Here is a 24,746-nt window from a genome sequence, read left to right as displayed (position 1 = left end):
ATGGTGAAAGTGTATGCCCCGGCCTCCAGCGCCAATATGAGCGTTGGCTTCGACGTGCTTGGGGCGGCGGTAACGCCGGTGGATGGCGCCCTGCTGGGCGACGTCGTCACGGTGGAGGCGGCCGATGGTTTTAGCCTGCACAATGTGGGGCGCTTTGCGGATAAGCTCCCCCCGGAGCCGCGGGAAAATATTGTCTATCAGTGCTGGGAGCGTTTCTGCCAGGAGATGAATAAAACTATTCCGGTGACTATGACGCTGGAAAAAAATATGCCGATTGGCTCGGGGCTCGGCTCCAGCGCCTGCTCCGTGGTTGCCGCGCTGGTGGCGATGAACGAGCACTGTGGCAAGCCGCTGAACGATACGCGCCTGCTGGCGCTGATGGGCGAGCTGGAGGGACGCATCTCCGGCAGCATTCATTACGATAACGTAGCTCCCTGTTTCCTCGGCGGCATGCAGCTGATGATCGAAGAGAACGGCATTATCAGCCAGCAGGTGCCAGGCTTTGATGAGTGGCTGTGGGTGCTGGCCTACCCGGGGATCAAGGTCTCCACGGCAGAGGCTCGGGCGATTTTACCCGCGCAGTATCGCCGCCAGGACTGCATTGCCCACGGGCGACATCTGGCTGGGTTTATTCACGCCTGCTACTCTCGCCAGCCGCAGCTGGCCGCGAAGCTGATGAAAGACGTGATTGCCGAGCCGTACCGGGCCCGCCTGCTGCCGGGCTTTAAAGAGGCGCGTCAGGCGGTGGCAGAGATTGGCGCGCTGGCGAGCGGTATCTCCGGGTCGGGGCCGACGCTGTTCGCGCTCTGCGACCGGCCGGACACCGCGCAGCGCGTAGCAGACTGGTTGAGTAAACACTATCTGCAGAATCAGGAAGGCTTCGTTCATATTTGCCGGCTGGATACAGCGGGCGCACGCGTACTGGGATAATTAATGAAACTCTACAACCTTAAAGATCATAACGAGCAGGTCTCCTTTGCCCAGGCGGTAACGCAGGGGCTGGGTAAACAGCAGGGGCTTTTCTTCCCTCACGATCTGCCCGAGTTCAACCTGACCGAAATCGACGAGATGCTGGAGCAGGATTTCGTTAGCCGTAGCGCAAAGATCCTCGCCGCCTTTATTGGCGATGAGATCCCTCAGGAGCTGCTGGAGGAGCGCGTGCGGGCGGCCTTTACCTTCCCCGCCCCGGTGAGCAAGGTTGAGGAGGACATCGGCTGTCTGGAGCTGTTCCACGGCCCGACGCTGGCGTTTAAAGACTTTGGCGGCCGCTTTATGGCGCAGATGCTGACCCACATTAGCGGCGATAAGCCCGTCACCATCCTGACCGCGACCTCCGGCGATACCGGCGCGGCGGTGGCGCACGCCTTCTATGGCCTGAAAAACGTCCGCGTGGTGATCCTCTACCCGCAGGGCAAAATCAGCCCGCTACAGGAGAAACTCTTCTGTACGCTGGGGGGCAACATCGAGACGGTGGCTATCGACGGCGACTTTGACGCTTGCCAGGCGCTGGTCAAGCAGGCCTTTGATGATGAAGAGCTGAAGCAGACCCTGGGGCTGAACTCGGCGAACTCCATCAACATCAGCCGCCTGCTGGCGCAGATCTGCTACTACTTCGAGGCGGTGGCGCAGCTGCCGCAGGAAGCGCGCAACCAGCTGGTGATCTCTGTACCCAGCGGAAACTTTGGCGATCTCACCGCAGGCCTGCTGGCGAAATCGCTGGGCCTGCCGGTGAAGCGCTTTATTGCTGCCACTAACGCCAACGACACCGTGCCGCGCTTCCTGAAAGCAGGGGAGTGGAGCCCGAATACGACCCAGGCGACGCTCTCCAACGCCATGGACGTCAGCCAGCCGAACAACTGGCCACGCGTGGAGGAGCTGTTCCGCCGTAAGATCTGGCGTCTGAACGAGCTGGGCTATGCTGCCATCGATGACGAAGTGACCAAAGCCACCATGCTGGAGCTGAAAGAGAAGGGGTATCTCTCCGAGCCGCACGCGGCAGTGGCCTACCGCGCTCTGCGCGACCAGCTGCATCCGGGCGAGTACGGCCTGTTCCTCGGCACCGCGCATCCGGCGAAATTCAAAGAGAGCGTCGAGGCGATCCTTGGCGATACGCTGGATCTGCCTGCCGCGCTGGCTGAGCGCGCCGAGCTGCCGCTGCTCTCCCACAGCCTGCCTGCTGATTTTGCCGCCCTGCGCGCGCTGATGATGCAAAAAGCGTAAAGGTAACTGCTCTCTCCAGGCCCGGTAAGGCGTCGCCGCCTCCGGGCTTTCGGCGCGGCGTTTAACCTTCGCGACGCTTAAAGACCAGCTCGTTCTTTTTCGACATCTCTTCATCAAAGACGTAGCCGTCCACATCAAATGCCTTAAGCTGCTCCGGCGTCGTCAGACGGTTTTCAATGATGTAGCGGCTCATTAGCCCACGCGCTTTCTTGGCATAGAAGCTAATCACCTTAAAGACACCGTTTTTCTCATCAAGGAATACCGGTTTCACGATCTCGCCAGCCAGCAGCTTCGGCTTCACCGCCCGGAAGTACTCATCCGACGCCAGGTTAACGATGATGTTATCGCCCTGCGCCGCCAGCGCCTCGTTGAGCGTATGGGTGATGGTCTCCCCCCAGAATTGATACAGGTCGCTGCCTTTTGGGTTCTGCAGGCGAATGCCCATCTCAAGCCGGTAGGGCTGCATCAGATCGAGCGGGCGCAGCACGCCGTAGAGGCCGGATAGCATCCGCAGATGCTGCTGGGCAACGGTAAAATCGTCGTCGCTGAAGGTCTCGGCCTGCATACCGGCATAGACATCGCCCTTAAAAGCCAGGATAGCCTGACGGGCGTTGTCCGGCGTGAAGTCCGGCTGCCAGTCGTGAAAGCGCGTAGCGTTGAGATCCGCCAGCTTATCGCTGATACCCATCAGGGTCTTGATTTGCGGCGCGGAGAGCTGGCGGGCAACGTCAATCAGCTGTTGGGCGTGATCCAGCAGCACCGGCTGCGTATAGCGCTGGGTGGCCAGCGGGCTTTGGTAATCCAGCGTCTTGGCCGGCGAGATCAGAATCAGCATGTCCACTCCTCAGGAAAATATGCGCAGACTGTCGCAAAAAACGGACTTTAGCAAAAAAAGCGCCTGTGTTGATCGATAGTTGCAATTGCTGCCCTAGCGGTCCGGCAGGTTGTCCCACGCACCGGGAGCGAGCTGGCGTTGGATCTCCGGGTAGCGCTGGGGAGTAAACACCGGGCGCACCCCCAGCCTGCGCTGGCGCAGGTAGTCATTGGCGATAATTCTCACCGCCGGCGACAGCAGCAGGATGGCGCTGAGGTTAACAATCGCTATTAGCGCCATCATCACGTCCGCCATCTGCCAGACCATCGGCAGGCTCAGTAGCGATCCGGTTATCACCATCAGCAGCGTGCCGCCGCGCATCAGCCAGAGGTTGCGTCTGCTGTGCAGGCGCAAAAAGATCAGGTTATTTTCGGCATAGATGTAGTTCACCACGATGGTGGTAAAAGCAAACAGCGCGGTAATCACCGCGACAAACCCGGCGGCCCAGCTGCCGGTCAGAGAGACCATAGCCTGCTGCACCAGCTCAATGCCATCGAGGGGAGTGTGCGGCGACGACGCGTTGGCAAGCAGGACAATGAGCGCGCTGGCGGTACAGACGATAAGGGTATCGGTAAAGACGCCGATCATCTGCACGATCCCCTGCGCGGCCGGATGGGGAGGCCACGATGCCGCTGCGGCCGCCGCATTAGGCGTGGTGCCCATTCCCGCCTCGTTCGACAGGATGCCCCGCTGAAAGCCGCTGGTCAGCGCCTGGCTGACGGTATAGCCGAGCGCGCCTGCCGCCGCTTCGTGCCAGCCGAAGGCGCCTCGGAAGATGGCGTTGACGATGCCGGGCAGCTGCTCAACATGCCATGCGCCGATCAGCAGGCTGGCAAGCACCCACACGAGCATCATGGCCGGGACCAGCCACTGCATAATGCGGGCGACACCGCGAATGCCGAGCCTTATCGCCAGCAGCGTGGCGGCAGCTAAAAGCACACCGCTGAGCAGCTCCGGTATCTCCCAGGCGTAGCGCAGAGCATGGGCCACGGTGTTGGACTGAACGGTATTGAAAATGAGTCCATATACCAGCAGAAAGAGGGCGAATATAATGCCCAGCCAGCGCATGCCGAGGCCGCGAGTGATATACCAGGCGGGGCCGCCGCGAAACTGGTTATGTTCGTCACGCTCTTTATAGAGCTGCGCCAGCGCGCATTCGGCAAAGGTTGTTGCCATACCGATCAGCGCAGAGACCCACATCCAGAACACGGCGCCCGGCCCACCGGCGGAGATGGCCAGCGCCACGCCCATCAGGTTGCCGTTGCCGGCGCGCGCCGCGAGGCTGGTGCAGAGCGCCTGGAATGAGGTCAGGCCGCCAGGCTGGGGCGTCACGCTGTTTTTCAGACTTTTGCCGACGTGGCGCAGGTAGCGAAACTGAATAAATCCACTGCGCACGGTAAACCAGATCCCTGCTCCGATAAGCAGGTAGATCATCACCGATTCCCAGAGTATTTCATTGATAAAAAGGAAAAAATCTGGCATTCACATTCCTCTTGTTCATGCCGATCGGCCAGTGTAAGCGCTGCCATTTTTGGCGCGGTGCAACGCGTCGTTGATTGAGTCTACCATACTCCAGGATAGGGCACTGTCTGCGGTTGCGCTGACAGTGCGTCGTGATATCATCAGGGAAGACCGGTTACATCCCCCTAACAAGCTGTTTAAAGAGAAACACGATTATGACGGATAAATTGACCTCCCTGCGTCAGTTCACCACCGTGGTGGCCGACACCGGAGATATCGCGGCAATGAAGCTGTATCAGCCGCAGGATGCTACAACCAACCCTTCTCTGATCCTCAACGCAGCCCAGATCCCTGAATACCGCAAGCTGATTGACGATGCCGTAAGCTGGGCCAAAAGCCAGAGCAGCGACCGCGCGCAGCAGATCGTTGACGCCTCTGACAAGCTGGCCGTGAACATCGGTCTGGAGATCCTGAAACTGGTGCCGGGCCGTATCTCTACTGAAGTAGACGCACGTCTCTCCTATGACACCGAAGGCTCCATTGCCAAAGCCAAGCGTCTGATCAAGCTCTACAACGACGCGGGTATCAGCAACGATCGCATCCTGATCAAGCTGGCCTCCACCTGGCAGGGCATCCGTGCCGCTGAGCAGCTGGAAAAAGAGGGCATCAACTGTAACCTGACCCTGCTGTTCTCCTTCGCTCAGGCGCGCGCCTGTGCTGAAGCGGGCGTGTTCCTGATTTCGCCGTTCGTTGGCCGTATTCTTGACTGGTACAAATCCAACACCGACAAGAAAGAGTACGCACCGGCAGAAGATCCGGGCGTGGTCTCCGTTACCGAAATCTACGAATACTACAAGCAGCACGGCTACGAGACCGTGGTAATGGGCGCAAGCTTCCGTAACGTTGGCGAAATCATTGAGCTGGCAGGCTGTGACCGTCTGACCATTGCCCCTGCGCTGCTGAAAGAGCTGGCAGAGAGCGAAGGTACGATTGAGCGTAAGCTCTCCTTCAGCGGTGAAGTGAAAGCGCGTCCGGAACGCATCACCGAAGCCGAGTTCCTGTGGGAACACAACCAGGATCCGATGGCGGTAGATAAGCTGGCGGACGGTATCCGCAAGTTTGCCGTGGACCAGGGTAAGCTGGAAGCCATGATCGGCGATCTGCTGTAATCCCGCTGCGTGGCCGGGTCTCCGGTCACGCTCCTGCTTTTCGATCCTGTCTGTTATTCCCCTCTGCGTGTATCATTCCCGTATCGATATTGTTTGAACGGAAATACTATGAATACGTTACGCATCGGCTTAGTCTCTGTCTCTGACCGCGCTTCTAACGGGGTCTATCAGGATAAGGGTATTCCTGCCCTCGAAGCCTGGCTGGCCTCTGCCCTCGCAACCCCCTTTACTATTGAAACCCGTCTTATTCCAGACGAGCAGGCGATCATCGAGCAGACGCTGTGCGAGCTGGTGGATGAGATGAGCTGCCATCTGGTCCTGACCACCGGTGGCACGGGCCCCGCACGCCGGGATGTCACCCCCGACGCGACGCTTGCCATTGCCGATCGCCAGATGCCAGGCTTTGGCGAACAGATGCGGCAGATCAGCCTGCACTTTGTTCCCACCGCGATCCTGTCGCGCCAGGTGGGGGTGATCCGCAAGCAGGCGCTGATCCTCAATCTTCCCGGCCAGCCGAAATCGATCCAGGAGACGCTGGAGGGGGTTAAAGAGAGTGACGGGAAGGTCGTTGTACCAGGTATTTTTGCCAGTGTACCTTATTGTTTACAGCTTCTGGAGGGGCCCTACGTGGAAACCCACCCAGAGGTGGTAGCAGCTTTTCGGCCCAAAAGCGCCAGACGCGAAACAATCTCCTGAACAGAGAGCTTTTCTGGGATAAGCGCTGCAATAGGGGCGCCAAAGAGTGGCGTGCTGATTTTTTTACGGTATAGTAATTTTAAGTTTACATATGCCGTAAATAATAAAATCATTCACCCCTCTTTGCACAGGGTTCGCTATGTCTGAAAACGCCCGCCCACTGAATCGCCAGGATTATAAAACGCTCTCGCTCGCTGCCCTTGGCGGCGCGCTGGAGTTTTATGATTTCATCATCTTCGTCTTTTTTGCTGCCGTCGTCGGCGCGCTGTTCTTCCCCGCGGATATTCCAGAGTGGCTGCGTCAGGTGCAGACCTTCGGTATCTTTGCCGCAGGCTATCTGGCGCGACCGCTGGGCGGCATTATCATGGCGCACTTTGGCGATCTGGTCGGGCGTAAAAAGATGTTTACCCTGAGCATCCTGCTGATGGCGGTACCAACCCTGGCGATTGGCCTGCTGCCCACCTACGCCTCTATCGGTATTGCCGCACCGCTGCTTCTGCTGCTGATGCGTCTTTTACAGGGCGCGGCGATCGGCGGCGAAGTGCCGGGCGCATGGGTTTTTGTTGCTGAGCACGTGCCTGCCCGCCGGATCGGCATCGCCTGCGGTACCCTGACGGCGGGACTGACCGTGGGCATTCTGCTGGGGTCGGTGGTTGCCACGGTGGTGAACCGCACAATGACACCGGAGATGCTGCACGACTTTGGCTGGCGTATTCCGTTCCTGCTCGGCGGTGCCTTTGGCCTGGTGGCAATGTACCTGCGCCGCTGGTTGCAGGAGACGCCGATCTTCCTGGAGATGCAGCAGCGTAAGGCTCTGGCCCAGGAGCTGCCGGTGAAGGCGGTGGTGGTGAAGCATAAGAGGGCGGTGGCGATCTCAATGCTGCTCACCTGGCTGCTCTCCGCCTGCATCGTGGTGGTGATTCTGATGTCGCCGGTGTGGCTGCAAAAGCAGTACGGACTTGCTCCGGCTCTGACTCTGCAGGCCAACAGCGTGGCAACCATTATGCTCTGCATTGGCTGTCTGCTGGCTGGGCTGGCGGCGGATCGCTTTGGGGCGAGCAGAACCTTTATCGTCGGCAGCATTCTGCTGGCCTGCACCAGCGGTATCTTCTATCACTTCGCCGGTACGCACCCGGAGCATCTCTCTCTGCTCTATGGCCTGGCAGGGCTGGGCGTCGGGGTCGTTGGCGCGGTGCCCTACGTCATGGTGCGGGCGTTTCCTGCTGAGGTGCGCTTTACCGGGATCTCCTTCTCCTACAACGTCTCTTACGCCATCTTTGGCGGACTGACGCCGATTGCGGTTACCCTACTGATGGGCGTCTCGCCGCTGGCTCCGGCCTGGTACGTGCTGGCGCTGGCGCTGGTGGGCTTAGCATTAGGGATCTGGCTGCGGCAGGATCTGAACTCGCAAGAAATTCCGCCGCGCGGTGAACTTAAGCAAACATCCTTATAGTTTTCCGCTAGCTGCGTTTTTTCCGAGCCTCTTCGCAAGGTATTCACCTCATTCTGACAAAAGCCAGAATGAGGTGAATACTCCGGGCAGGCTCAACGTAAAAGGAAAAAACATGGCAAGGATTTCGCCGTCTGCCCCTCACGACGCTGTGTTCAAACAATTTTTGACCCATCCTGAAACTGCACGTGACTTTCTTGAAATCCATCTTCCCGAGCACCTTTTGAAGCTTTGCGATCTCAAATCATTACGTCTTGAATCAGGCAGTTTTATTGAGGAAAACTTACAGGCTCGCCATTCCGATGTACTTTGGTCAGTGCAAACCCGTTATGGTGCGGGCTACATCTATGCTTTGCTTGAGCACCAAAGTACCCCTGACAAACAGATGACCTTTCGACTTATGCGTTACGCATTGGCCGCAATGCAACGTCATCTGGATGCCGGAAATGAAGAATTACCGCTGGTGATCCCAATCCTGTTCTACCATGGAGCTGTAAGCCCGTATCCTTTCTCGATGTGCTGGTTAGATGCATTCGAAAATCCCATATTGGCACAGCAGTTATATGCTCAAGAATTTCTTTTGGTTGATGTTACGGTCATTCCCGACGATAGCATCCTGACTCATCGCAGAGTGGCGCTCCTTGAGTTTTTACAGAAAAATATTCGTGTGCGGGATCTCATGGTATTTCATGAGCATTTGGTTTCCCTACTTTTAGAGGGATACACTACCGGACAGCAGCTCAGAAGTGCTATTAACTATCTTGTTCAGGCTGGAAATAGTGTAGATCAGGGTGCGCTAATTCGTTTGCTGGCGAAAAAAGCCCCGCAACATAAGGGTATTTTAATGACTATTGCAGAACAACTTAGACAGGAAGGCCACGGAGAAGGCGTCCTTGAAGGACGTCAGGAGGCCACAATTCGCATTGCTCTGGCTATGCTGAACCAGGGGATGGAGCGCGCGCAGATCATACAGCTGACCGGCTTATCCGAAGAGGCGCTCGACGCGCTGGTACTCTCCTGAACAAATGAACGATGCTCCTGCGTTAACCGCTGGAGCATCGGATAGATTAGATCCTTTCGCCAATCGGCAGCACGGTACGGCCGTACTGCTCGTTCAGCACTTCACCCATTGCCAGATAGATCGCGCTTGCGCCGCAGACCAGACCAATCCAGCCTGCCACGTGCACGATGCTTTCGTTATCCACCAGGTGTCCCACGCACAGCAGCGCAAACAGCACCGTCAGGCTCAGGAACACGAACTGCAGCATACGTGCGTCTTTCAGCGTGCCGAAGAACATAAACAGGGTGAACACGCCCCATATCCCCAGGTAAACACCGAGGAAGTGCGCGTTGGCGGCATCCGCCAGGCCCATTTTTGGCATAATCAGGATCGCCACCAGGGTGAGCCAGAAAGAGCCGTAAGAGGTAAAGGCGGTTAAGCCAAAGGTGTTGCCTTTTTTATACTCCAGCAGCCCGGCAAAAATTTGCGCGATGCCGCCGTAGAAAATGCCCATAGCCAGGATAATGCCATCCAGCGGGAACATGCCAATATTGTGCAGATTAAGCAGAATAGTGGTCATGCCGAAGCCCATTAAGCCCAGCGGAGCCGGATTAGCCAACTTAGTGTCGCCCATAAATCCTCAAAAAAATCATCATAAAAATGGTGAAAGTAAAGGCCCCGCCACACGATAGTGGAGGCGGGGCGCGGCATCATAATGAGCGGCAATTACTCTGTCTATGATCTGAACAGGGTGAAGTGAAATATATTTTTAACGGTGAGATCACTTCTGTACGACGGCGGTGATCCGGCGTAGGCAGGCGATGTGCAGTACAGCGGGAATGGTGACGCGATAGGCGCTGCCGCTGACGGCTTTAACACCGTTTAGCGCCGCCCCCAGCGGGCCGCCAAGGCCCACACCGCGCACCAGCCCGTGGCCGATGACGCTAACGGCGGCGTGGGTACGCAGAATGCGGGTGAGCTGGCTGGAGAGCAGATGAGAAACCCCTTTCGCCAACGCCGGATCCTTCATCAGCAACGGCAGCAGCTCCTCCAGCTCAGTGACTTTCGCCTCAACCTCCTGCAGAAACGCCTGCTGCTGCGCGGCATCCATCTTCTGCCAGGCGTTACGCAGAAAGTGCGCCAGCAGATCCTGTTCAATCTCAAAGGTCGAGCTCTCTTTATCCGCCTTGAGCTTTAACCGTTTCGCCACGTCCAGCAAAATGGTCCGGTAAAGCTTGCCATGCCCCCGCAGCTTATTGGCAATGCTGTCGCCACCGTAATGCTGTAGCTCACCAGCAATCAGCTGCCAATTGCAGCGGTGCTGCTCGGGGTGCCCCTCCATCGCTTTGAATAGCTCGTTATGCTGTAGGGCACTCGACAGCCTCGCCTTTCCCTTTTCGTTATGGGTAAGCAGGCGCGTCAGCTCAGCCAGCTGATCCTCGCGGCAATGCTGCAGAAAATCCAAATCTTCGTCGTTTAGGTATCTGACGTTCATGGTGCGTTATGTCCCATAAAAGAAGCAGCGAGGATTAGTCATCGCCAATGATTTTTAGCGTTGCCATATCAGAGGAGTTCACCGTATGGCCTGAGAAGGTGATCTTTGCCACGCAGCGCTTGTTGTCGTTATCGCTATTGATATTGATCCAGTCGGTGGTCTGCCCCTCTTTCAGTGAGGAGGGCACACTCAGACTCTGGCTGGCGCTTTTTGCGGTTTTGAAGTAGACCGATGCGCCGCTCAGGTCGATATCGCCGTGGTCAGCGGTGAGCTGAATGCGCTTCACCACGCGACAAACCGGCATTTTTAGCGCCAGATCGCTGGTTTCATTTCGTGGCATAGCAATCACGCCCATCACTTTATGATCGTTAGCCTGCGCCGTACTGGTCAGCAGCATGCCCAGTATCAGGGAAGCCGCCAGGGATAATCGGGTTTTCATCATGTTCTCTTACTCGGTTAAACCATTATTAGTCCGCCCCTATAATACCCATACAAATATAAAGGTTCATGCAACTAATCTTTTCTTTTTATTACAGTTTTTTGGTGAATGGTTTCTTGATTTTAATCACGGAGGTGAATGCATAATCGGGATGCGGGCAGGCGGGCAAAAAAATTTTCTCGCGCGCCCCTTGATGCGTTGCGTTACGTCCCCATCTTGTAGTCAACCGAAGTGGTGAGTCTGAAAAAAAACAGTTCTGGGCAGTTGAAACCGCAACATTTGCCCTTATTACAGATTCACAACCACATGATGAACAAATTTTTAGTGGAGACGTTTAGATGGGTAAAATTATTGGTATCGACCTGGGTACTACCAACTCTTGTGTAGCGATTATGGATGGCACCACCGCACGTGTGCTGGAGAACGCCGAAGGCGATCGCACCACGCCGTCAATCATTGCCTATACCCAGGATGGTGAAACTCTGGTAGGCCAGCCGGCTAAACGTCAGGCAGTGACAAACCCGCAAAACACCCTGTTTGCGATTAAACGCCTGATCGGTCGCCGCTTCCAGGACGAAGAAGTGCAGCGTGATGAAGCTATCATGCCGTACAAAATCATTGCAGCCGACAACGGCGACGCATGGATTGATGTAAAAGGCCAGAAAATGGCACCGCCGCAGATCTCTGCTGAAGTGCTGAAAAAAATGAAGAAAACGGCTGAAGACTACCTGGGCGAACCAGTGACCGAAGCGGTTATTACCGTTCCGGCTTACTTCAACGATGCTCAGCGCCAGGCGACCAAAGACGCTGGCCGTATCGCGGGTCTGGAAGTCAAACGTATCATCAACGAACCGACCGCAGCGGCACTGGCCTACGGTCTGGATAAAGAAGTTGGCAACCGCACTATCGCCGTATACGACCTCGGTGGCGGTACCTTCGATATCTCTATTATCGAAATCGACGAAGTTGACGGTGAGAAAACCTTCGAAGTGCTGGCAACCAACGGTGATACCCACCTGGGTGGTGAAGACTTCGACAGCCGTATGATCAACTACCTCGTTGAAGAGTTTAAGAAAGATCAGGGCATTGACCTGCGTAACGATCCGCTGGCGATGCAGCGCCTGAAAGAAGCCGCAGAGAAAGCGAAAATTGAGCTCTCCTCTGCGCAGCAGACCGACGTGAACCTGCCGTACATCACCGCAGACGCGACCGGTCCGAAACACATGAACATCAAAGTGACCCGTGCGAAACTGGAAAGCCTGGTAGAAGACCTGGTAAACCGTTCTATCGAGCCGCTGAAAGTTGCGCTGCAGGATGCGGGCCTCTCCGTCTCTGACGTGCAGGACGTGATCCTGGTCGGTGGCCAGACCCGTATGCCGATGGTGCAGAAGAAAGTTGCTGAGTTCTTTGGCAAAGAGCCGCGTAAAGACGTTAACCCGGACGAAGCCGTAGCTATTGGTGCTGCTGTTCAGGGCGGCGTGCTGACCGGTGATGTGAAAGACGTTCTGCTGCTCGACGTGACTCCGCTCTCCCTGGGTATCGAAACCATGGGCGGCGTGATGACTGCGCTGATCGGCAAAAACACCACTATCCCGACCAAGCACAGCCAGGTGTTCTCTACTGCGGAAGACAACCAGTCTGCGGTAACCATCCATGTGCTGCAGGGTGAGCGTAAACGTGCAGGCGATAACAAGTCGCTGGGCCAGTTCAACCTCGACGGTATTAACCCGGCACCGCGCGGCATGCCGCAGATCGAAGTTACCTTCGACATCGACGCCGACGGTATTCTGCACGTTTCCGCGAAAGACAAAAACAGCGGCAAAGAGCAGAAGATCACCATCAAAGCCTCTTCTGGCCTCAATGAAGATGAGATCCAGAAAATGGTTCAGGATGCGGAAGCTAACGCCGAGTCTGACCGCAAGTTTGAAGAGCTGGTACAGACCCGCAACCAGGGTGACCACCTGCTGCACAGCACCCGTAAGCAGGTTACCGAAGCAGGCGATCAGCTGCCGGCTGAAGACAAAACCGCTATCGAGTCTGCGCTGAGCGCGCTGGAAACCTCACTGAAAGGTGAAGACAAAGCCGATATCGAAGCGAAAATGCAGGCGCTGGCCCAGGTTTCCCAGAAGCTGATGGAGATTGCTCAGCAGCAGCACGCTCAGCAGCAGGCGGGTGGCGCTGACGCTTCTGCGAACAACGCGAAAGACGACGACGTGGTCGACGCTGAGTTCGAAGAAGTTAAAGACAAAAAATAATCGCCCTGATGTAGGGTAGAAAACCAGCACGGGCGTAGAGGTTTCCTCTCCGCCCGTGCTCGCATGTTAGGGGCAGATAAACAAATGGCAAAGCAAGACTATTACGAGATTTTAGGCGTTCCGAAAACAGCGGAAGAGCGTGAAATCAAAAAGGCCTATAAGCGTCTGGCAATGAAGTTCCACCCGGACCGCAACCAGGGCGATAAAGAGGCCGAAGCCAAATTTAAAGAGATTAAAGAAGCGTATGAGATCCTGACCGATGCGCAAAAACGTGCGGCCTACGATCAGTACGGTCACGCGGCGTTTGAGCAGGGCGGCATGGGCGGCGGCGGCGGATTTGGCGGCGGCGGCGCTGACTTTAGCGATATCTTTGGCGACGTATTCGGCGACATCTTTGGCGGCGGTCGTGGTCGCCAGCGCGCGTCGCGCGGGGCTGACCTGCGCTACAATATGGAGCTGACGCTGGAAGAGGCCGTACGCGGCGTCACCAAAGAGATCCGTATCCCGACGCTGGAAGAGTGCGACATCTGTCACGGCAGCGGCGCGAAAGCCGGTACTCAGCCGCAGACCTGTCCGACCTGTCACGGCTCCGGCCAGGTGCAGATGCGCCAGGGCTTCTTTGCAGTACAGCAGACCTGTCCGCACTGTCAGGGCCGCGGTACGCTGATCAAAGATCCGTGCAACAAGTGCCACGGCCACGGTCGCGTGGAGAAGAGCAAAACCCTGTCCGTGAAGATCCCGGCAGGCGTCGATACCGGCGACCGTATTCGCCTCTCAGGCGAGGGCGAAGCTGGGGAGCATGGTGCACCGGCAGGCGATCTGTACGTTCAGGTTCAGGTGAAGCAGCACCCGATTTTCGAGCGTGAAGGCAACAACCTCTACTGTGAAGTACCGATCAACTTTGCCATGGCGGCGCTGGGCGGTGAGATTGAGGTCCCGACGCTGGACGGTCGCGTTAACCTGAAGGTGCCGAGCGAAACCCAGACCGGCAAGCTGTTCCGCATGCGCGGCAAGGGCGTGAAGTCGGTACGCGGCGGTGCGCAGGGCGATCTGCTGTGCCGCGTAGTGGTTGAGACGCCGGTGGGCCTCAGCGAGAAGCAGAAGCAGCTGCTGAAGGATCTTCAGGAGAGCTTCGGTGGCCCAACGGGTGAACATAACAGCCCACGCTCCAAAAGCTTCTTCGACGGCGTAAAGAAGTTCTTTGATGACCTGACGCGCTAAGCGTTAGCGTCTGCGTTCACGAAAGCCTGGGGTAACGCCCGGGCTTTTTCATTATTTCTGTCCCCTCGCAATCCAGACGGTTAAACTGTTTCAGACATTAAGTAAATTCTACAGAAGGAGCCATTGTGAAACATTTGCGCCGCTTTATTAACAGCGATGCGTCCGGGGGCGTGACGCTTATCATTGCCGCCGTGCTGGCTATGCTTTGCGCCAATCTGGGGGCGACTCAAGAGGCCTACCGTGCTTTTCTCGACCTGCCGGTGCAGTTCAGGGCGGGTCCGCTCGATATCAATAAGAACATGCTGCTGTTCATTAACGATGCGCTGATGGCCGTCTTCTTCCTGCTGATAGGGCTGGAAGTAAAGCGCGAGCTCATCCAGGGCGCATTGGCTAGTTTTCACCAGGCGATCTTCCCGGTCATCGCCGCGGTGGGGGGAATGGTTGTCCCGGCACTGATTTTCCTGCTGTTTAACGCTAACGACCCGGTGGTCAGCCACGGTTGGGCAATCCCTACCGCGACCGATATCGCCTTTGCGCTGGGCGTGCTGGCGCTGCTGGGCAGCCGTATTCCGCCCGCGCTAAAGATCTTCCTGATGGCGCTGGCAATTATCGATGACCTGGGTGCCATTGTGATTATTGCCCTGTTCTATACCAGCGATCTGTCGATGGTGTCGCTGGGCGTCGCTGCCCTGGCCGTCGTGGTGCTGGCCGTCATGAATGCCCTCAACGTGCGGCGTACCGGCCTCTATATACTGGTTGGGCTGGTTCTCTGGACGGCGGTACTGAAGTCGGGCGTGCATGCCACCATCGCCGGGGTGATCCTGGGGTTCTTTATCCCGCTAACGAAAGAAGAGGGGGTATCGCCCTCCCGCCAGCTGGAGCATGTGCTTCATCCGTGGGTTGGCTGGCTTATTCTGCCGCTGTTTGCTTTTGCAAATGCGGGAGTACCGTTACAGGATGTGACGCTGAGCGGGTTGGCCTCGATGCTGCCGCTGGGAATTATCGCCGGTCTGCTTATCGGCAAGCCGCTGGGCATTACGCTCTTTACCTGGCTGGCGCTGCGGATGAAGCTGGCAAAACTGCCTCATGGAACAGCCTTCAACCAGATAATGGCCGTCGGCGTGCTGTGCGGCATCGGCTTTACCATGTCTATCTTCATCACTAACCTGGCGTTTGACGGTATCGATCCTGAGCTGGTGGACTGGGCTAAGCTGGGTATTCTGACTGGCTCGCTGCTGTCGGCAGTGATTGGCTACTGCCTGCTGCGGGCGCGTTTTAAAGCGCCAGAGGCATAGTCCAGACGTAAAAAAACCCGCCTTGGCGGGTTTTTTTAACAAAGCTCAGCAGACGGGCGATTAAGCCAGTTTGTTGATCTGCGCGGTCAGGTTAGCCTTATGGCGCGCTGCTTTGTTTTTGTGGACCAGACCTTTAGCGGCCTGACGATCCACGATCGGTTGCATTTCGTTAAATGCTTTCTGTGCAGCTGCTTTGTCGCCAGCTTCAATCGCTGCGTATACTTTCTTGATGAAAGTACGCATCATAGAGCGACGGCTTGCGTTGTGCTTGCGTGCCTTTTCAGACTGAACGGCGCGCTTCTTAGCTGATTTGATATTAGCCAAGGTCCAACTCCCAAATATGATCTATGTGGACAATTCAAAGGCCGAGGAATATGCCCTTTCAGCCTTCTTTTGTCAATGGATTTGTGCAAATAAGCGGCGCTACGTTGCGACGCTCGTTACGTGTGATGGGGCAAGATTCTATCAGCTTGCTGGTCATGAATACAGCCTTTCTACGACAAAAATCGCTGTGAAACACGACTTTTTCTTTAGGTAGGCAGGCAGCGCAATGAAATCCTTGGCGCTTTCTGTTTTACAAGGCCAATCGCCGGTTAACCTTAAACGCTGTACAAGGTATACTCGGACGATTTTCACTGTTTTGAGCCAGACATGAAGCTGATACGCGGCACACATAATCTCAGCCAGGCCCCGCAAGGGTGTGTGCTGACTATTGGTAATTTCGACGGCGTGCACCGGGGGCATCAGGCGCTGCTGCGCGGCCTGATCGCCGAAGGGCGTAAACGTAGCCTGCCGGTGGTGGTAATGATTTTTGAACCCCAGCCGCTGGAGCTGTTCGCTGGCGATAAAGCCCCGGCCCGTCTGACACGCCTGCGTGAAAAGCTGCGTTATCTGGCCGAATGCGGCGTCGACTACGTGCTCTGCGTGCGCTTCGATCGCCGCTTTGCTGCCCTGACGGCGCAAAACTTTGTCAGCGACCTGCTGGTGGATCGCCTGGGCGTGCGCTTTCTTGCCGTCGGCGACGATTTCCGCTTTGGTGCTGGTCGGCAGGGCGATTTCTTGTTATTACAGAAGGCTGGCCTGGAGTACGGCTTTGACGTCACCAGCACCCAAACCTTCTGCGAAGACGGCGTGCGCATCAGCAGCACGGCGGTACGCCAGGCGCTGGCGGATGACGATCTGCCGCTGGCCGAGAGCCTGCTAGGGCATCCGTTCTCTATCTCCGGCCGCGTCGTGCACGGCGACGCGCTGGGACGCACCATTGGCTTCCCGACGGCGAACGTGCCTCTACGCCGTCAGGTCTCCCCGGTAAAAGGGGTCTATGCGGTAGAAGTGATGGGTCTGGGCGATAAACCGCTGCCCGGCGTGGCCAATATTGGTACCCGCCCCACGGTCAAAGGCGTGCGCCAGCAGCTGGAAGTGCACCTGCTGGACGTTGTAATGGACCTCTATGGCCGCCATATAGAAGTAGTGCTGCGAAAAAAGATCCGCAGCGAAAAGCGATTTGCCTCGCTGGATGAGCTGAAGGCGCAAATTGCCAAAGATGAGTTAACCGCCCGCGAGTTATTTGGGTTATCAAACCTGGCGTAATGGCTAAACACGTTTTTAATTACGGAACCGAGAATCTGATGAGTGACTTTAAATCAACCCTGAATTTGCCGGAAACAGGGTTCCCGATGCGTGGCGATCTCGCCAAACGCGAACCGGGAATGCTGGCGCGTTGGAACGATGATGACCTGTACGGCATCATCCGTGCCGCGAAAAAAGGCAAAAAAACCTTCATTCTGCATGATGGCCCTCCTTATGCGAATGGCAGCATTCATATCGGTCACTCGGTTAACAAGATTCTGAAAGACATTATCGTTAAGTCCAAAGGACTGACGGGCTTCGATTCGCCTTACGTGCCGGGCTGGGACTGTCACGGTCTGCCGATCGAGCTGAAGGTGGAGCAGGAGTATGGCAAACCGGGTGAGAAGTTCACCGCCGCCGAGTTCCGCGCCAAGTGCCGCGAGTACGCTGCCGCACAGGTTGACGGTCAGCGTAAAGATTTTATCCGCCTGGGCGTGCTGGGCGACTGGTCTCGTCCTTACCTGACCATGGATTTCAAAACCGAAGCTAACATCATCCGTGCGCTGGGCAAGATCATCGGCAACGGTCACCTGCATAAAGGCGCGAAGCCGGTGCACTGGTGCGTTGACTGCCGCTCTGCGCTGGCAGAAGCGGAAGTGGAGTATTACGACAAAACCTCTCCGTCTATCGACGTGGCGTTCAATGCCGTCGATCAGGATGCGGTGAAAGCCAAATTTGGCGTGACGTCGGTAAATGGCCCAATCTCGCTGGTTATCTGGACCACCACCCCGTGGACGCTGCCAGCAGACCGCGCGATCTCGCTCTCTGCTGATTTCGACTATGCGCTGGTGCAGGTAGACGGTCAGGCGCTGATCCTGGCGAAAGATCTGGTAGAAAGCGTTCTGAAACGTGCCCACATCGATAACTTCACCGTGCTGGGCACCGTGAACGGCGCTGAGCTTGAGCTGATGCGCTTCAAACACCCGTTCCTGGATTTCGATGTTCCTGCGATTCTGGGCGATCACGTAACACTGGAAGCCGGTACCGGTGCGGTTCATACCGCCGGTGGTCACGGCCCTGACGACTACAACATCAGCCTGAAATACGGACTGGAAATCGCCAACCCGGTGGGTCCTGACGGCGCTTATCTGCCTGGCACTTACCCAACGCTGGACGGTGTCAACGTCTTCAAAGCCAACGACATTATCGTTGATATGCTGCGCACCAGCGGCGCGCTGCTGCACGTAGAAAAAATGCAGCACAGCTACCCGTGCTGCTGGCGTCACAAAACACCGATCATCTTCCGTGCTACTCCGCAGTGGTTCATCAGCATGGATCAGAAAGGCCTGCGCGCGCAGTCTCTGAAAGAGATCAAAGGCGTGCAGTGGATCCCGGACTGGGGCCAGGCGCGTATTGAATCCATGGTCGCCAACCGTCCTGACTGGTGTATCTCCCGTCAGCGTACCTGGGGCGTGCCGATGTCTCTGTTTGTGCATAAAGAGACGCAGGAACTGCACCCGAACACGCTGGAGCTGATGGAAGAAGTCGCGAAACGTGTTGAAGTGGACGGCATTCAGGCATGGTGGGATCTCGATTCCCGCGACATCCTGGGCGCGGATGCTGACAGTTACGAGAAAGTGCCGGATACCCTGGATGTGTGGTTCGACTCCGGTTCAACGCACTCCTCCGTTGTAGACGTGCGCCCTGAGTTTGCCGGTCACGCTGCCGATATGTATCTGGAAGGTTCTGACCAACATCGCGGCTGGTTTATGTCATCCCTGATGATCTCCACCGCCATGAAAGGCAAAGCGCCGTATCGTCAGGTGCTGACCCACGGCTTCACCGTGGACGGTCAGGGACGCAAGATGTCGAAATCCATCGGCAACACCGTCTCGCCGCAGGACGTCATGAACAAGCTGGGCGCGGATATTCTGCGTCTGTGGGTGGCCTCGACGGACTACACCGGCGAGATGGCGGTATCGGATGAGATCCTCAAGCGTGCCGCCGACAGCTATCGTCGTATCCGTAACACCGCGCGCTTCCTGCTGGCGAACCTCAACGGTTTCGATCCGGCAAAAGATATGGTGAAACCGGAAGAGATGGTGGTGCTGGATCGTTGGGCAGTAGGCTGTGCCCAAGCCGCGCAGGAGGATATCCTCAAGGCGTACGACTCTTACGACTTCCATGAAGTGGTGCAGCGCCTGATGCGCTTCTGCTCTATCGAGATGGGCTCGTTCTACCTCGACATCATCAAAGATCGTCAGTACACCGCGAAAGCCAACAGCGTTGCCCGTCGCAGCTGCCAGACCGCGCTGTATCACATTGCCGAAGCGCTGGTGCGCTGGATGGCACCGATCATGTCCTTTACGGCCGATGAGATCTGGGGCTACCTGCCGGGCGAGCGCGAGCAGTATGTCTTTACCGGTGAGTGGTATGAAGGCCTGTTTGGCCTGGCCGAAACGGAAGCCATGAACGATGCTTACTGGAGCGAGCTGCTGAAGGTCCGCGGCGAAGTAAACAAAGTTATCGAGCAGGCACGCGCCGACAAGAAGGTAGGCGGCTCGCTGGAAGCAGCGGTGACGCTCTATGCCGAGCCTGAGCTGGCGGCGAAGCTGACGGCGCTGGGCGATGAATTGCGATTCATCCTGTTGACCTCCGGTGCCGGAGTTGAGGACTATACTAACGCGCCGGCCGAAGCCCAGCAGAGCGAGCTGCTCAAAGGGCTGAAGGTGACGCTGAGCAAGGCCGAAGGTGAGAAGTGTCAGCGCTGCTGGCACTACACGACCGACGTCGGTAAGGTGGCGGAACACGCAGAAATTTGCGGACGCTGTGTGGTTAACGTCGCCGGTGACGGCGAAAAACGTAAGTTTGCCTGATGAGTAAACCGATCTTTTCAACAGGGCTACGCTGGCTGTGGCTGGTGGTAGTCGTGCTGATTATCGATCTGGGCAGCAAGTTCCTGATCCTCCAGAATTTCAATCTGGGGGAGACGGTCTCGCTGTTCCCGTCGCTTAATCTGCACTATGCGCGCAACTACGGCGCGGCGTTTAGCTTCCTCGCCGATAAAGGCGGCTGGCAGCGCTGGTTCTTCGCAGGCATCGCCATCGGTATCTGCGTGGTGCTGGCGGTGATGATGTATCGCGCCAGGGCTTCGCAGAAGCTGAATAACATCGCCTACGCGCTGATTATTGGCGGCGCGCTGGGCAATCTATTTGACCGCCTGTGGCACGGCTTCGTGGTCGATATGATCGACTTCTACGTCGGCGACTGGCACTTCGCGACCTTTAACCTCGCCGATACGGCTATCTGTATTGGGGCGGCGTTGATCGTGCTGGAGGGCTTTTTGCCTTCGGCAGCGAAGAGAAAAGCAGCATAACCGTAGCGCAAAACCTGTAGGCCCGGTAAGCGTAGCGCCACCGGGCAAACACATTGGAAGGCTATATCTGCATGTCTAATTCTGTACAGAGCAACAGCGCGGTGCTGGTGCATTTCACGCTGAAGCTTGATGATGGCTCCGTTGCCGAATCTACCCGCAACAACGGCAAACCGGCGCTGTTTCGCCTTGGCGACGGCTCGCTGTCGGAAGGGCTGGAGCAGCATCTGCTGGGACTGAAAGCTGGCGAGAAGCGTGCCTTTTCGCTGGAGCCGGATGCCGCCTTTGGTATCAGCAGCCCGGATCTGATCCAGTACTTCTCGCGTCGTGAGTTTATGGAGGCGGGCGAACCGGAAATGGGTGCAATCATGCTGTTTACCGCAATGGATGGCAGCGAAATGCCAGGCGTGATCCGTGAGATTAACGGCGATTCGATCACCGTTGACTTCAACCATCCGCTGGCCGATCGAACCGTTCATTTTGATATTGAAGTGCTGGAAGTCGATCCGGCACTGGAGGCATAAGATGCAGATCCTGTTGGCCAACCCGCGCGGCTTCTGCGCTGGGGTAGACCGCGCTATCAGCATTGTTGAGAACGCGCTGGCAATCTACGGCGCGCCAATTTACGTACGTCACGAAGTGGTGCATAACCGCTACGTTGTTGATAGCCTGCGCGAGCGCGGGGCGATCTTCATCGAGCAGATCAGCGAAGTGCCGGACGGTGCGATCCTGATCTTCTCCGCCCACGGCGTCTCCCAGGCGGTGCGTAACGAAGCGAAAAGCCGCGATCTGACGGTGTTTGACGCCACCTGTCCGCTGGTGACCAAGGTGCATATGGAAGTGGCACGCGCCAGCCGTCGCGGCGAAGAGTCGATCCTCATCGGTCACGCTGGCCATCCGGAAGTAGAGGGCACGATGGGCCAGTACAGCAACCCGAAAGGGGGCATGTACCTGGTAGAGTCGCCGGAGGATGTGCTGACGCTCAACGTCAAAGACGAAACCCGTCTGTCGTTTATGACCCAGACCACCCTGTCGGTGGATGATACCTCTGACGTCATCGACGCCCTGCGTAGCCGCTTCCCGAAGATCGTCGGGCCGCGTAAGGATGATATCTGCTACGCCACCACCAACCGTCAGGAGGCGGTGCGCGCGCTGGCCGAACAGGCTGACGTGGTGCTGGTGGTGGGATCGAAAAACTCCTCTAACTCCAACCGACTGGCGGAGCTGGCCCAGCGAATGGGGAAAGCGGCGTTTCTGATCGACGATGCGTCCGATATTCAGGAGAAGTGGGTGGCGAATGTCGCCTGCGTCGGCGTCACCGCCGGGGCCTCCGCGCCGGATATTCTGGTGCAGAACGTCATCGCCCGCCTGCAGGCGCTGGGCGGTGGGGAAGCCATTCCCCTTGAAGGCCGCGAAGAGAATATCGTCTTCGAGGTGCCGAAAGAGCTGCGTGTAGACGTGCGCGAAGTCGAGTAACCCTTAAACGATGCCGGTGGGCATCTTTTCGGTCAGATAGCTAATCAGTGCCCGCATTTTTGCGGGCATATGTTTATTCCGCGTCCACAGTAGCCACAGCTCTCCAGAATAGGTGCTGATAAATTCCCACTCGGGCAGCACCTGCACAATCTCCCCACTCTCCAGCGCTTCGCGGGCGGTAAACAGCGGCAGGCTGCCAATGCCAATATGCTGCTTAACCGCGTCCAGGCGCACGCCGGTATGGTTTGCCGCGTAGCGTCCCCGTGTCTGAACGGTCTCCAGCTTTTCCCGCAGACGAAATTTCCAGCGTGCGTCAGCAGGCGTTTCACCGAGAGAGATGCAGCTGTGACGACGCAGATCCTGTGGATGCGCGGGCGTTCCGTGCATGCGTAAATACTCAGGCGTGGCGCAGATCGCGTGGGTTACCGGCATCAGGGATTTACCGTACAGCCCTGGTGAAGGGGAGTCGGTGATACGCAGCGCCAGATCCACCCCGTCGTTAATTAAATCCACATAGCGATCCTCTAACCGCAGGGTAACGTCTATCTGCGGATAGCGGGCAAGAAACTCGGGCATCAGGGGGTGGATAACGAAGCGCCCTACGGCTTTCGGTACGCTCAGAGTAAGCTTGCCCTGCGCAACGGTTTGCAGGCTGCCGCCAGAGTCTAGCGCCTGCCTGGCGGCCTCCAGCATCTCCTGGGCATGCTCATAAACGGTTCTGCCCGTCTCCGTCAGGGCCAGCTTGCGGGTAGTGCGATGCAGCAGCTTACAGCCCATCTCCTGTTCAAGTCGGGAGACGCAGCGGCTAATAGCCGAGGGCGTTGCCCCGCTCGCTCGCGCCGCAGCGGAGAAGCTACCCTGTTCAATGATGGTCACAAAGGTTGCTAGATCGGGAAGCAGAAGTGGGTTCATTTGTGCCTGATACGCAAAAGTGCAGTGATTGAAAAGGGAATTATCGTCCCGGAGATTATGAATATACTGTTCTCAGACAGAGGAGAACAACCATGACTGAACGTCTTTATTACACCAGCGATGCGACTGAGGTTATTGCCCAGGTGCTCAGCTGTACCCAGGAGCCTGATGGCCGCTACGCCATCGAGCTGGATAAGACGCTGTTTCATCCCCAGGGGGGAGGGCAGCCGGCCGACAGAGGCGAGATCGCTGGCATTCGCGTTGAGAGCGTCGTCCAGCGCGGAGAGAGCGTGATACACATCCTGGCGGAACCGCTTGCCGTAGGCGAAGCGACGCTGCGGGTGGATGCAGAAACCCGCAGGCTGCACTCGCGCTGGCACAGCGCGGGCCATCTGATCGGCTACGCGGCAGAGCGGCACGGCTGGCAGCCGATCAAGGCGCATCACTGGCCGGGCGAGGGGAAGGTCACGTTTACTGCTGGCGAGGGAGCCGCCGTACCGGAGAGCGACATGCTCCTGACAATTATTGAGGCATGGATAAGCGCCGGGCTGCTGCGCCACGTGGCGTTCGAAAGCGATCGACGTAAGGTACGCTTTGGCGATCTGCCTGCCTATCTGTGCGGCGGGACGCATGTTCCTGATCTGCAAGATATCGATAAGCTGGTCATTGGCAGCATTAAACAGAAGAAAGGCCAGCTTACCATCAGTTATCTCCTGCCTTAGCACCTTGCTGCCGCTCAGGCAGCAATCATGTCTTTTGCTGATACTTTCCGACGTTTATCATTAAATTCTAATTATCGGCGTTTTCGGCTGGCGGCCCGTTAGCGGCCTGGTTAATCTGAAGGCGATTTATAGCATTTCATTAACAAAAGAGCACAACTATGCACGAAGCACAAATACGCGTTGCCATTGCGGGCGCAGGTGGGCGCATGGGCCGCCAGCTGATCCAGGCGGCGTTAAACATGGATGGCGTAACGCTGGGCGCGGCGCTGGAGCGGGAGGGCTCGTCCCTGCTGGGCAGCGACGCCGGGGAGCTGGCGGGCGCGGGCAAATCAGGCGTGACGGTGCAGAGTAGCCTTGAGGCGGTAAAAGACGACTTTGATGTGTTTATCGATTTTACCCGCCCGGAAGGCACTCTGACCCATCTGGCCTTCTGCCGCCAGCATGGCAAAGGTATGGTCATTGGTACTACCGGCTTCGACGAGGCTGGCAAGCAGGCTATCAGCGACGCGGCAAAGACCATCGGCATTGTTTTTGCCGCTAACTTTAGCGTTGGGGTCAACGTCATGCTTAAGCTGCTGGAGAAAGCAGCCAAAGTGATGGGCGACTACACCGATATTGAAATTATTGAAGCGCATCATCGCCATAAAGTTGATGCTCCGTCAGGTACCGCCCTGGCCATGGGGGAAGCCATCGCCCATGCGCTGGATAAAGATTTGAAAGAGTGCGCCGTTTACAGTCGCGAAGGCTATACCGGTGAGCGTCAGCCGGGCACCATCGGTTTTGCCACCGTTCGCGCAGGTGACATCATTGGCGAGCATACCGCCATGTTTGCCGACGTGGGTGAGCGCATTGAGATTACACACAAAGCTTCCAGCCGTATGACATTTGCCAACGGTGCGGTTCGGGCTGCTTTGTGGCTTAAATCACAGAATAATGGCCTTTTTGATATGCGTGACGTGCTCGATCTCAACAATTTGTAGCGTTTATTACCCATCGTGATGTGGTTATTGTGATCGCAATGCTTTGATTGCATGGGGCAATATTTTATTGCCCCTTTATTTTGTCTGTTTGATCCATTTTGTCATTTTAAAGCGCTGTAACGCTCTCTCTTCCTGCTGT

General features: G+C 56.9%; 23 protein-coding genes and 1 pseudogene. 17 read left to right on the top strand and 7 right to left on the bottom strand.

The window, feature by feature from the left end:
- Both thrB and thrC read left to right on the top strand, forming a co-directional pair.
- Positions 1-930, top strand: coding sequence for a homoserine kinase (thrB, locus tag NR795_RS13725; protein ID WP_257758518.1), 930 nt, complete (start codon positions 1-3; stop codon positions 928-930).
- 3 nt (positions 931-933) lie between these two features.
- Positions 934-2,220, top strand: a complete 1,287-nt coding sequence (gene thrC, locus NR795_RS13720) for a threonine synthase (protein ID WP_144816256.1) — start codon at positions 934-936, stop codon at positions 2,218-2,220.
- Positions 2,221-2,281: 61 nt separating this feature from the next.
- Here the strand turns inward: thrC and yaaA are convergent, their stop codons facing one another.
- Both yaaA and NR795_RS13710 read right to left on the bottom strand, forming a co-directional pair.
- Positions 2,282-3,055, bottom strand: a complete 774-nt coding sequence (gene yaaA, locus NR795_RS13715; RefSeq protein ID WP_144816254.1) for a peroxide stress protein YaaA — start codon at positions 3,053-3,055, stop codon at positions 2,282-2,284.
- Between the two features lie 93 nt (positions 3,056-3,148).
- Positions 3,149-4,576 carry a sodium:alanine symporter family protein gene (locus NR795_RS13710; RefSeq protein WP_144816252.1) on the bottom strand — a complete coding sequence of 476 codons (1,428 nt, stop codon included), beginning with the start codon at positions 4,574-4,576 and terminating at the stop codon, positions 3,149-3,151.
- Between the two features lie 194 nt (positions 4,577-4,770).
- Here NR795_RS13710 and tal point away from each other — a divergent pair, with 194 nt between their 5' ends.
- The 4 genes from tal (at position 4,771) to NR795_RS13690 (ending at position 8,891) form a co-directional block, all read left to right on the top strand.
- Positions 4,771-5,724, top strand: a complete 954-nt coding sequence (gene tal / locus NR795_RS13705; protein WP_144816250.1) for a transaldolase — start codon at positions 4,771-4,773, stop codon at positions 5,722-5,724.
- A 108-nt stretch (positions 5,725-5,832) separates the two neighbouring features.
- The gene (gene mog, locus NR795_RS13700; RefSeq protein WP_144816248.1) at positions 5,833-6,420 is read left to right on the top strand and encodes a molybdopterin adenylyltransferase; all 588 of its coding nucleotides are present in this window, start codon (positions 5,833-5,835) and stop codon (positions 6,418-6,420) included.
- Between the two features lie 139 nt (positions 6,421-6,559).
- The gene (locus NR795_RS13695; protein ID WP_144816245.1) at positions 6,560-7,873 is read left to right on the top strand and encodes an MFS transporter; all 1,314 of its coding nucleotides are present in this window, start codon (positions 6,560-6,562) and stop codon (positions 7,871-7,873) included.
- A 112-nt stretch (positions 7,874-7,985) separates the two neighbouring features.
- The gene (locus tag NR795_RS13690; protein WP_257758517.1) at positions 7,986-8,891 is read left to right on the top strand and encodes an Rpn family recombination-promoting nuclease/putative transposase; all 906 of its coding nucleotides are present in this window, start codon (positions 7,986-7,988) and stop codon (positions 8,889-8,891) included.
- A gap of 46 nt (positions 8,892-8,937) precedes the next feature.
- Here the strand turns inward: NR795_RS13690 and satP are convergent, their stop codons facing one another.
- The 3 genes from satP to NR795_RS13675 form a co-directional block, all read right to left on the bottom strand.
- Positions 8,938-9,504, bottom strand: a complete 567-nt coding sequence (satP, locus tag NR795_RS13685) for an acetate uptake transporter (RefSeq protein ID WP_257758516.1) — start codon at positions 9,502-9,504, stop codon at positions 8,938-8,940.
- 147 nt (positions 9,505-9,651) lie between these two features.
- Entirely contained in the window at positions 9,652-10,365 is a 714-nt protein-coding gene (msyB, locus tag NR795_RS13680; protein WP_144816238.1) for an acidic protein MsyB, read from the bottom strand.
- Positions 10,366-10,399: 34 nt separating this feature from the next.
- Positions 10,400-10,804 (bottom strand): DUF2541 family protein, encoded by a 405-nt coding sequence (locus tag NR795_RS13675; protein ID WP_144816236.1) that lies wholly within the window; start codon positions 10,802-10,804, stop codon positions 10,400-10,402.
- A gap of 338 nt (positions 10,805-11,142) precedes the next feature.
- On the opposite strand from NR795_RS13675, the gene dnaK reads away from it, so the two are divergent.
- From dnaK to nhaA, 3 genes are all read left to right on the top strand, one after another.
- A complete protein-coding gene (gene dnaK / locus NR795_RS13670) occupies positions 11,143-13,059 on the top strand; it encodes a molecular chaperone DnaK (RefSeq protein WP_144816234.1) in 1,917 nt (638 codons plus the stop codon).
- Positions 13,060-13,143: 84 nt separating this feature from the next.
- Positions 13,144-14,280 carry a molecular chaperone DnaJ gene (gene dnaJ / locus NR795_RS13665; protein WP_144816231.1) on the top strand — a complete coding sequence of 379 codons (1,137 nt, stop codon included), beginning with the start codon at positions 13,144-13,146 and terminating at the stop codon, positions 14,278-14,280.
- A gap of 125 nt (positions 14,281-14,405) precedes the next feature.
- The gene (gene nhaA, locus NR795_RS13660) at positions 14,406-15,575 is read left to right on the top strand and encodes a Na+/H+ antiporter NhaA (protein ID WP_144816229.1); all 1,170 of its coding nucleotides are present in this window, start codon (positions 14,406-14,408) and stop codon (positions 15,573-15,575) included.
- A 60-nt stretch (positions 15,576-15,635) separates the two neighbouring features.
- Here the strand turns inward: nhaA and rpsT are convergent, their stop codons facing one another.
- Complete coding sequence (gene rpsT / locus NR795_RS13655; protein WP_042388178.1) at positions 15,636-15,899, bottom strand: 30S ribosomal protein S20; 264 nt, start codon at positions 15,897-15,899, stop codon at positions 15,636-15,638.
- A 79-nt stretch (positions 15,900-15,978) separates the two neighbouring features.
- On the opposite strand from rpsT, the pseudogene NR795_RS13650 reads away from it, so the two are divergent.
- From NR795_RS13650 to ispH, 6 genes and pseudogenes are all read left to right on the top strand, one after another.
- Positions 15,979-16,219: pseudogene (locus NR795_RS13650) on the top strand (DUF2575 domain-containing protein).
- Positions 16,220-16,226: 7 nt separating this feature from the next.
- Entirely contained in the window at positions 16,227-17,165 is a 939-nt protein-coding gene (gene ribF, locus NR795_RS13645) for a bifunctional riboflavin kinase/FAD synthetase (protein ID WP_257758515.1), read from the top strand.
- Between the two features lie 38 nt (positions 17,166-17,203).
- A complete protein-coding gene (gene ileS, locus NR795_RS13640) occupies positions 17,204-20,020 on the top strand; it encodes an isoleucine--tRNA ligase (RefSeq protein WP_257758514.1) in 2,817 nt (938 codons plus the stop codon).
- Positions 20,020-20,520, top strand: coding sequence for a signal peptidase II (lspA, locus tag NR795_RS13635; protein ID WP_238081539.1), 501 nt, complete (start codon positions 20,020-20,022; stop codon positions 20,518-20,520). The genes ileS and lspA overlap by 1 nt, the downstream gene beginning before the upstream one ends.
- A gap of 71 nt (positions 20,521-20,591) precedes the next feature.
- Positions 20,592-21,041 carry an FKBP-type peptidyl-prolyl cis-trans isomerase gene (gene fkpB / locus NR795_RS13630; RefSeq protein WP_042388172.1) on the top strand — a complete coding sequence of 150 codons (450 nt, stop codon included), beginning with the start codon at positions 20,592-20,594 and terminating at the stop codon, positions 21,039-21,041.
- A gap of 1 nt (position 21,042) precedes the next feature.
- Positions 21,043-21,993, top strand: a complete 951-nt coding sequence (ispH, locus tag NR795_RS13625) for a 4-hydroxy-3-methylbut-2-enyl diphosphate reductase (protein WP_144816217.1) — start codon at positions 21,043-21,045, stop codon at positions 21,991-21,993.
- Positions 21,994-21,996: 3 nt separating this feature from the next.
- Here the strand turns inward: ispH and NR795_RS13620 are convergent, their stop codons facing one another.
- Entirely contained in the window at positions 21,997-22,905 is a 909-nt protein-coding gene (locus NR795_RS13620) for a LysR family transcriptional regulator (RefSeq protein ID WP_144816215.1), read from the bottom strand.
- Positions 22,906-22,997: 92 nt separating this feature from the next.
- Between NR795_RS13620 and NR795_RS13615 the strand changes: the two genes are divergently transcribed.
- Complete coding sequence (locus NR795_RS13615) at positions 22,998-23,627, top strand: alanyl-tRNA editing protein (RefSeq protein ID WP_257758513.1); 630 nt, start codon at positions 22,998-23,000, stop codon at positions 23,625-23,627.
- A 158-nt stretch (positions 23,628-23,785) separates the two neighbouring features.
- Positions 23,786-24,607, top strand: coding sequence for a 4-hydroxy-tetrahydrodipicolinate reductase (dapB, locus tag NR795_RS13610; RefSeq protein WP_144816211.1), 822 nt, complete (start codon positions 23,786-23,788; stop codon positions 24,605-24,607).
- Positions 24,608-24,746 lie beyond the last annotated feature (139 nt).

The sequence above is a fragment of the Pseudescherichia sp. L3 genome (genome assembly GCF_024656065.1).
In the GTDB taxonomy this organism is placed as follows: Bacteria; Pseudomonadota; Gammaproteobacteria; order Enterobacterales; family Enterobacteriaceae; genus Pseudescherichia.
This window is presented reverse-complemented; position numbering and strand designations above follow the sequence as displayed.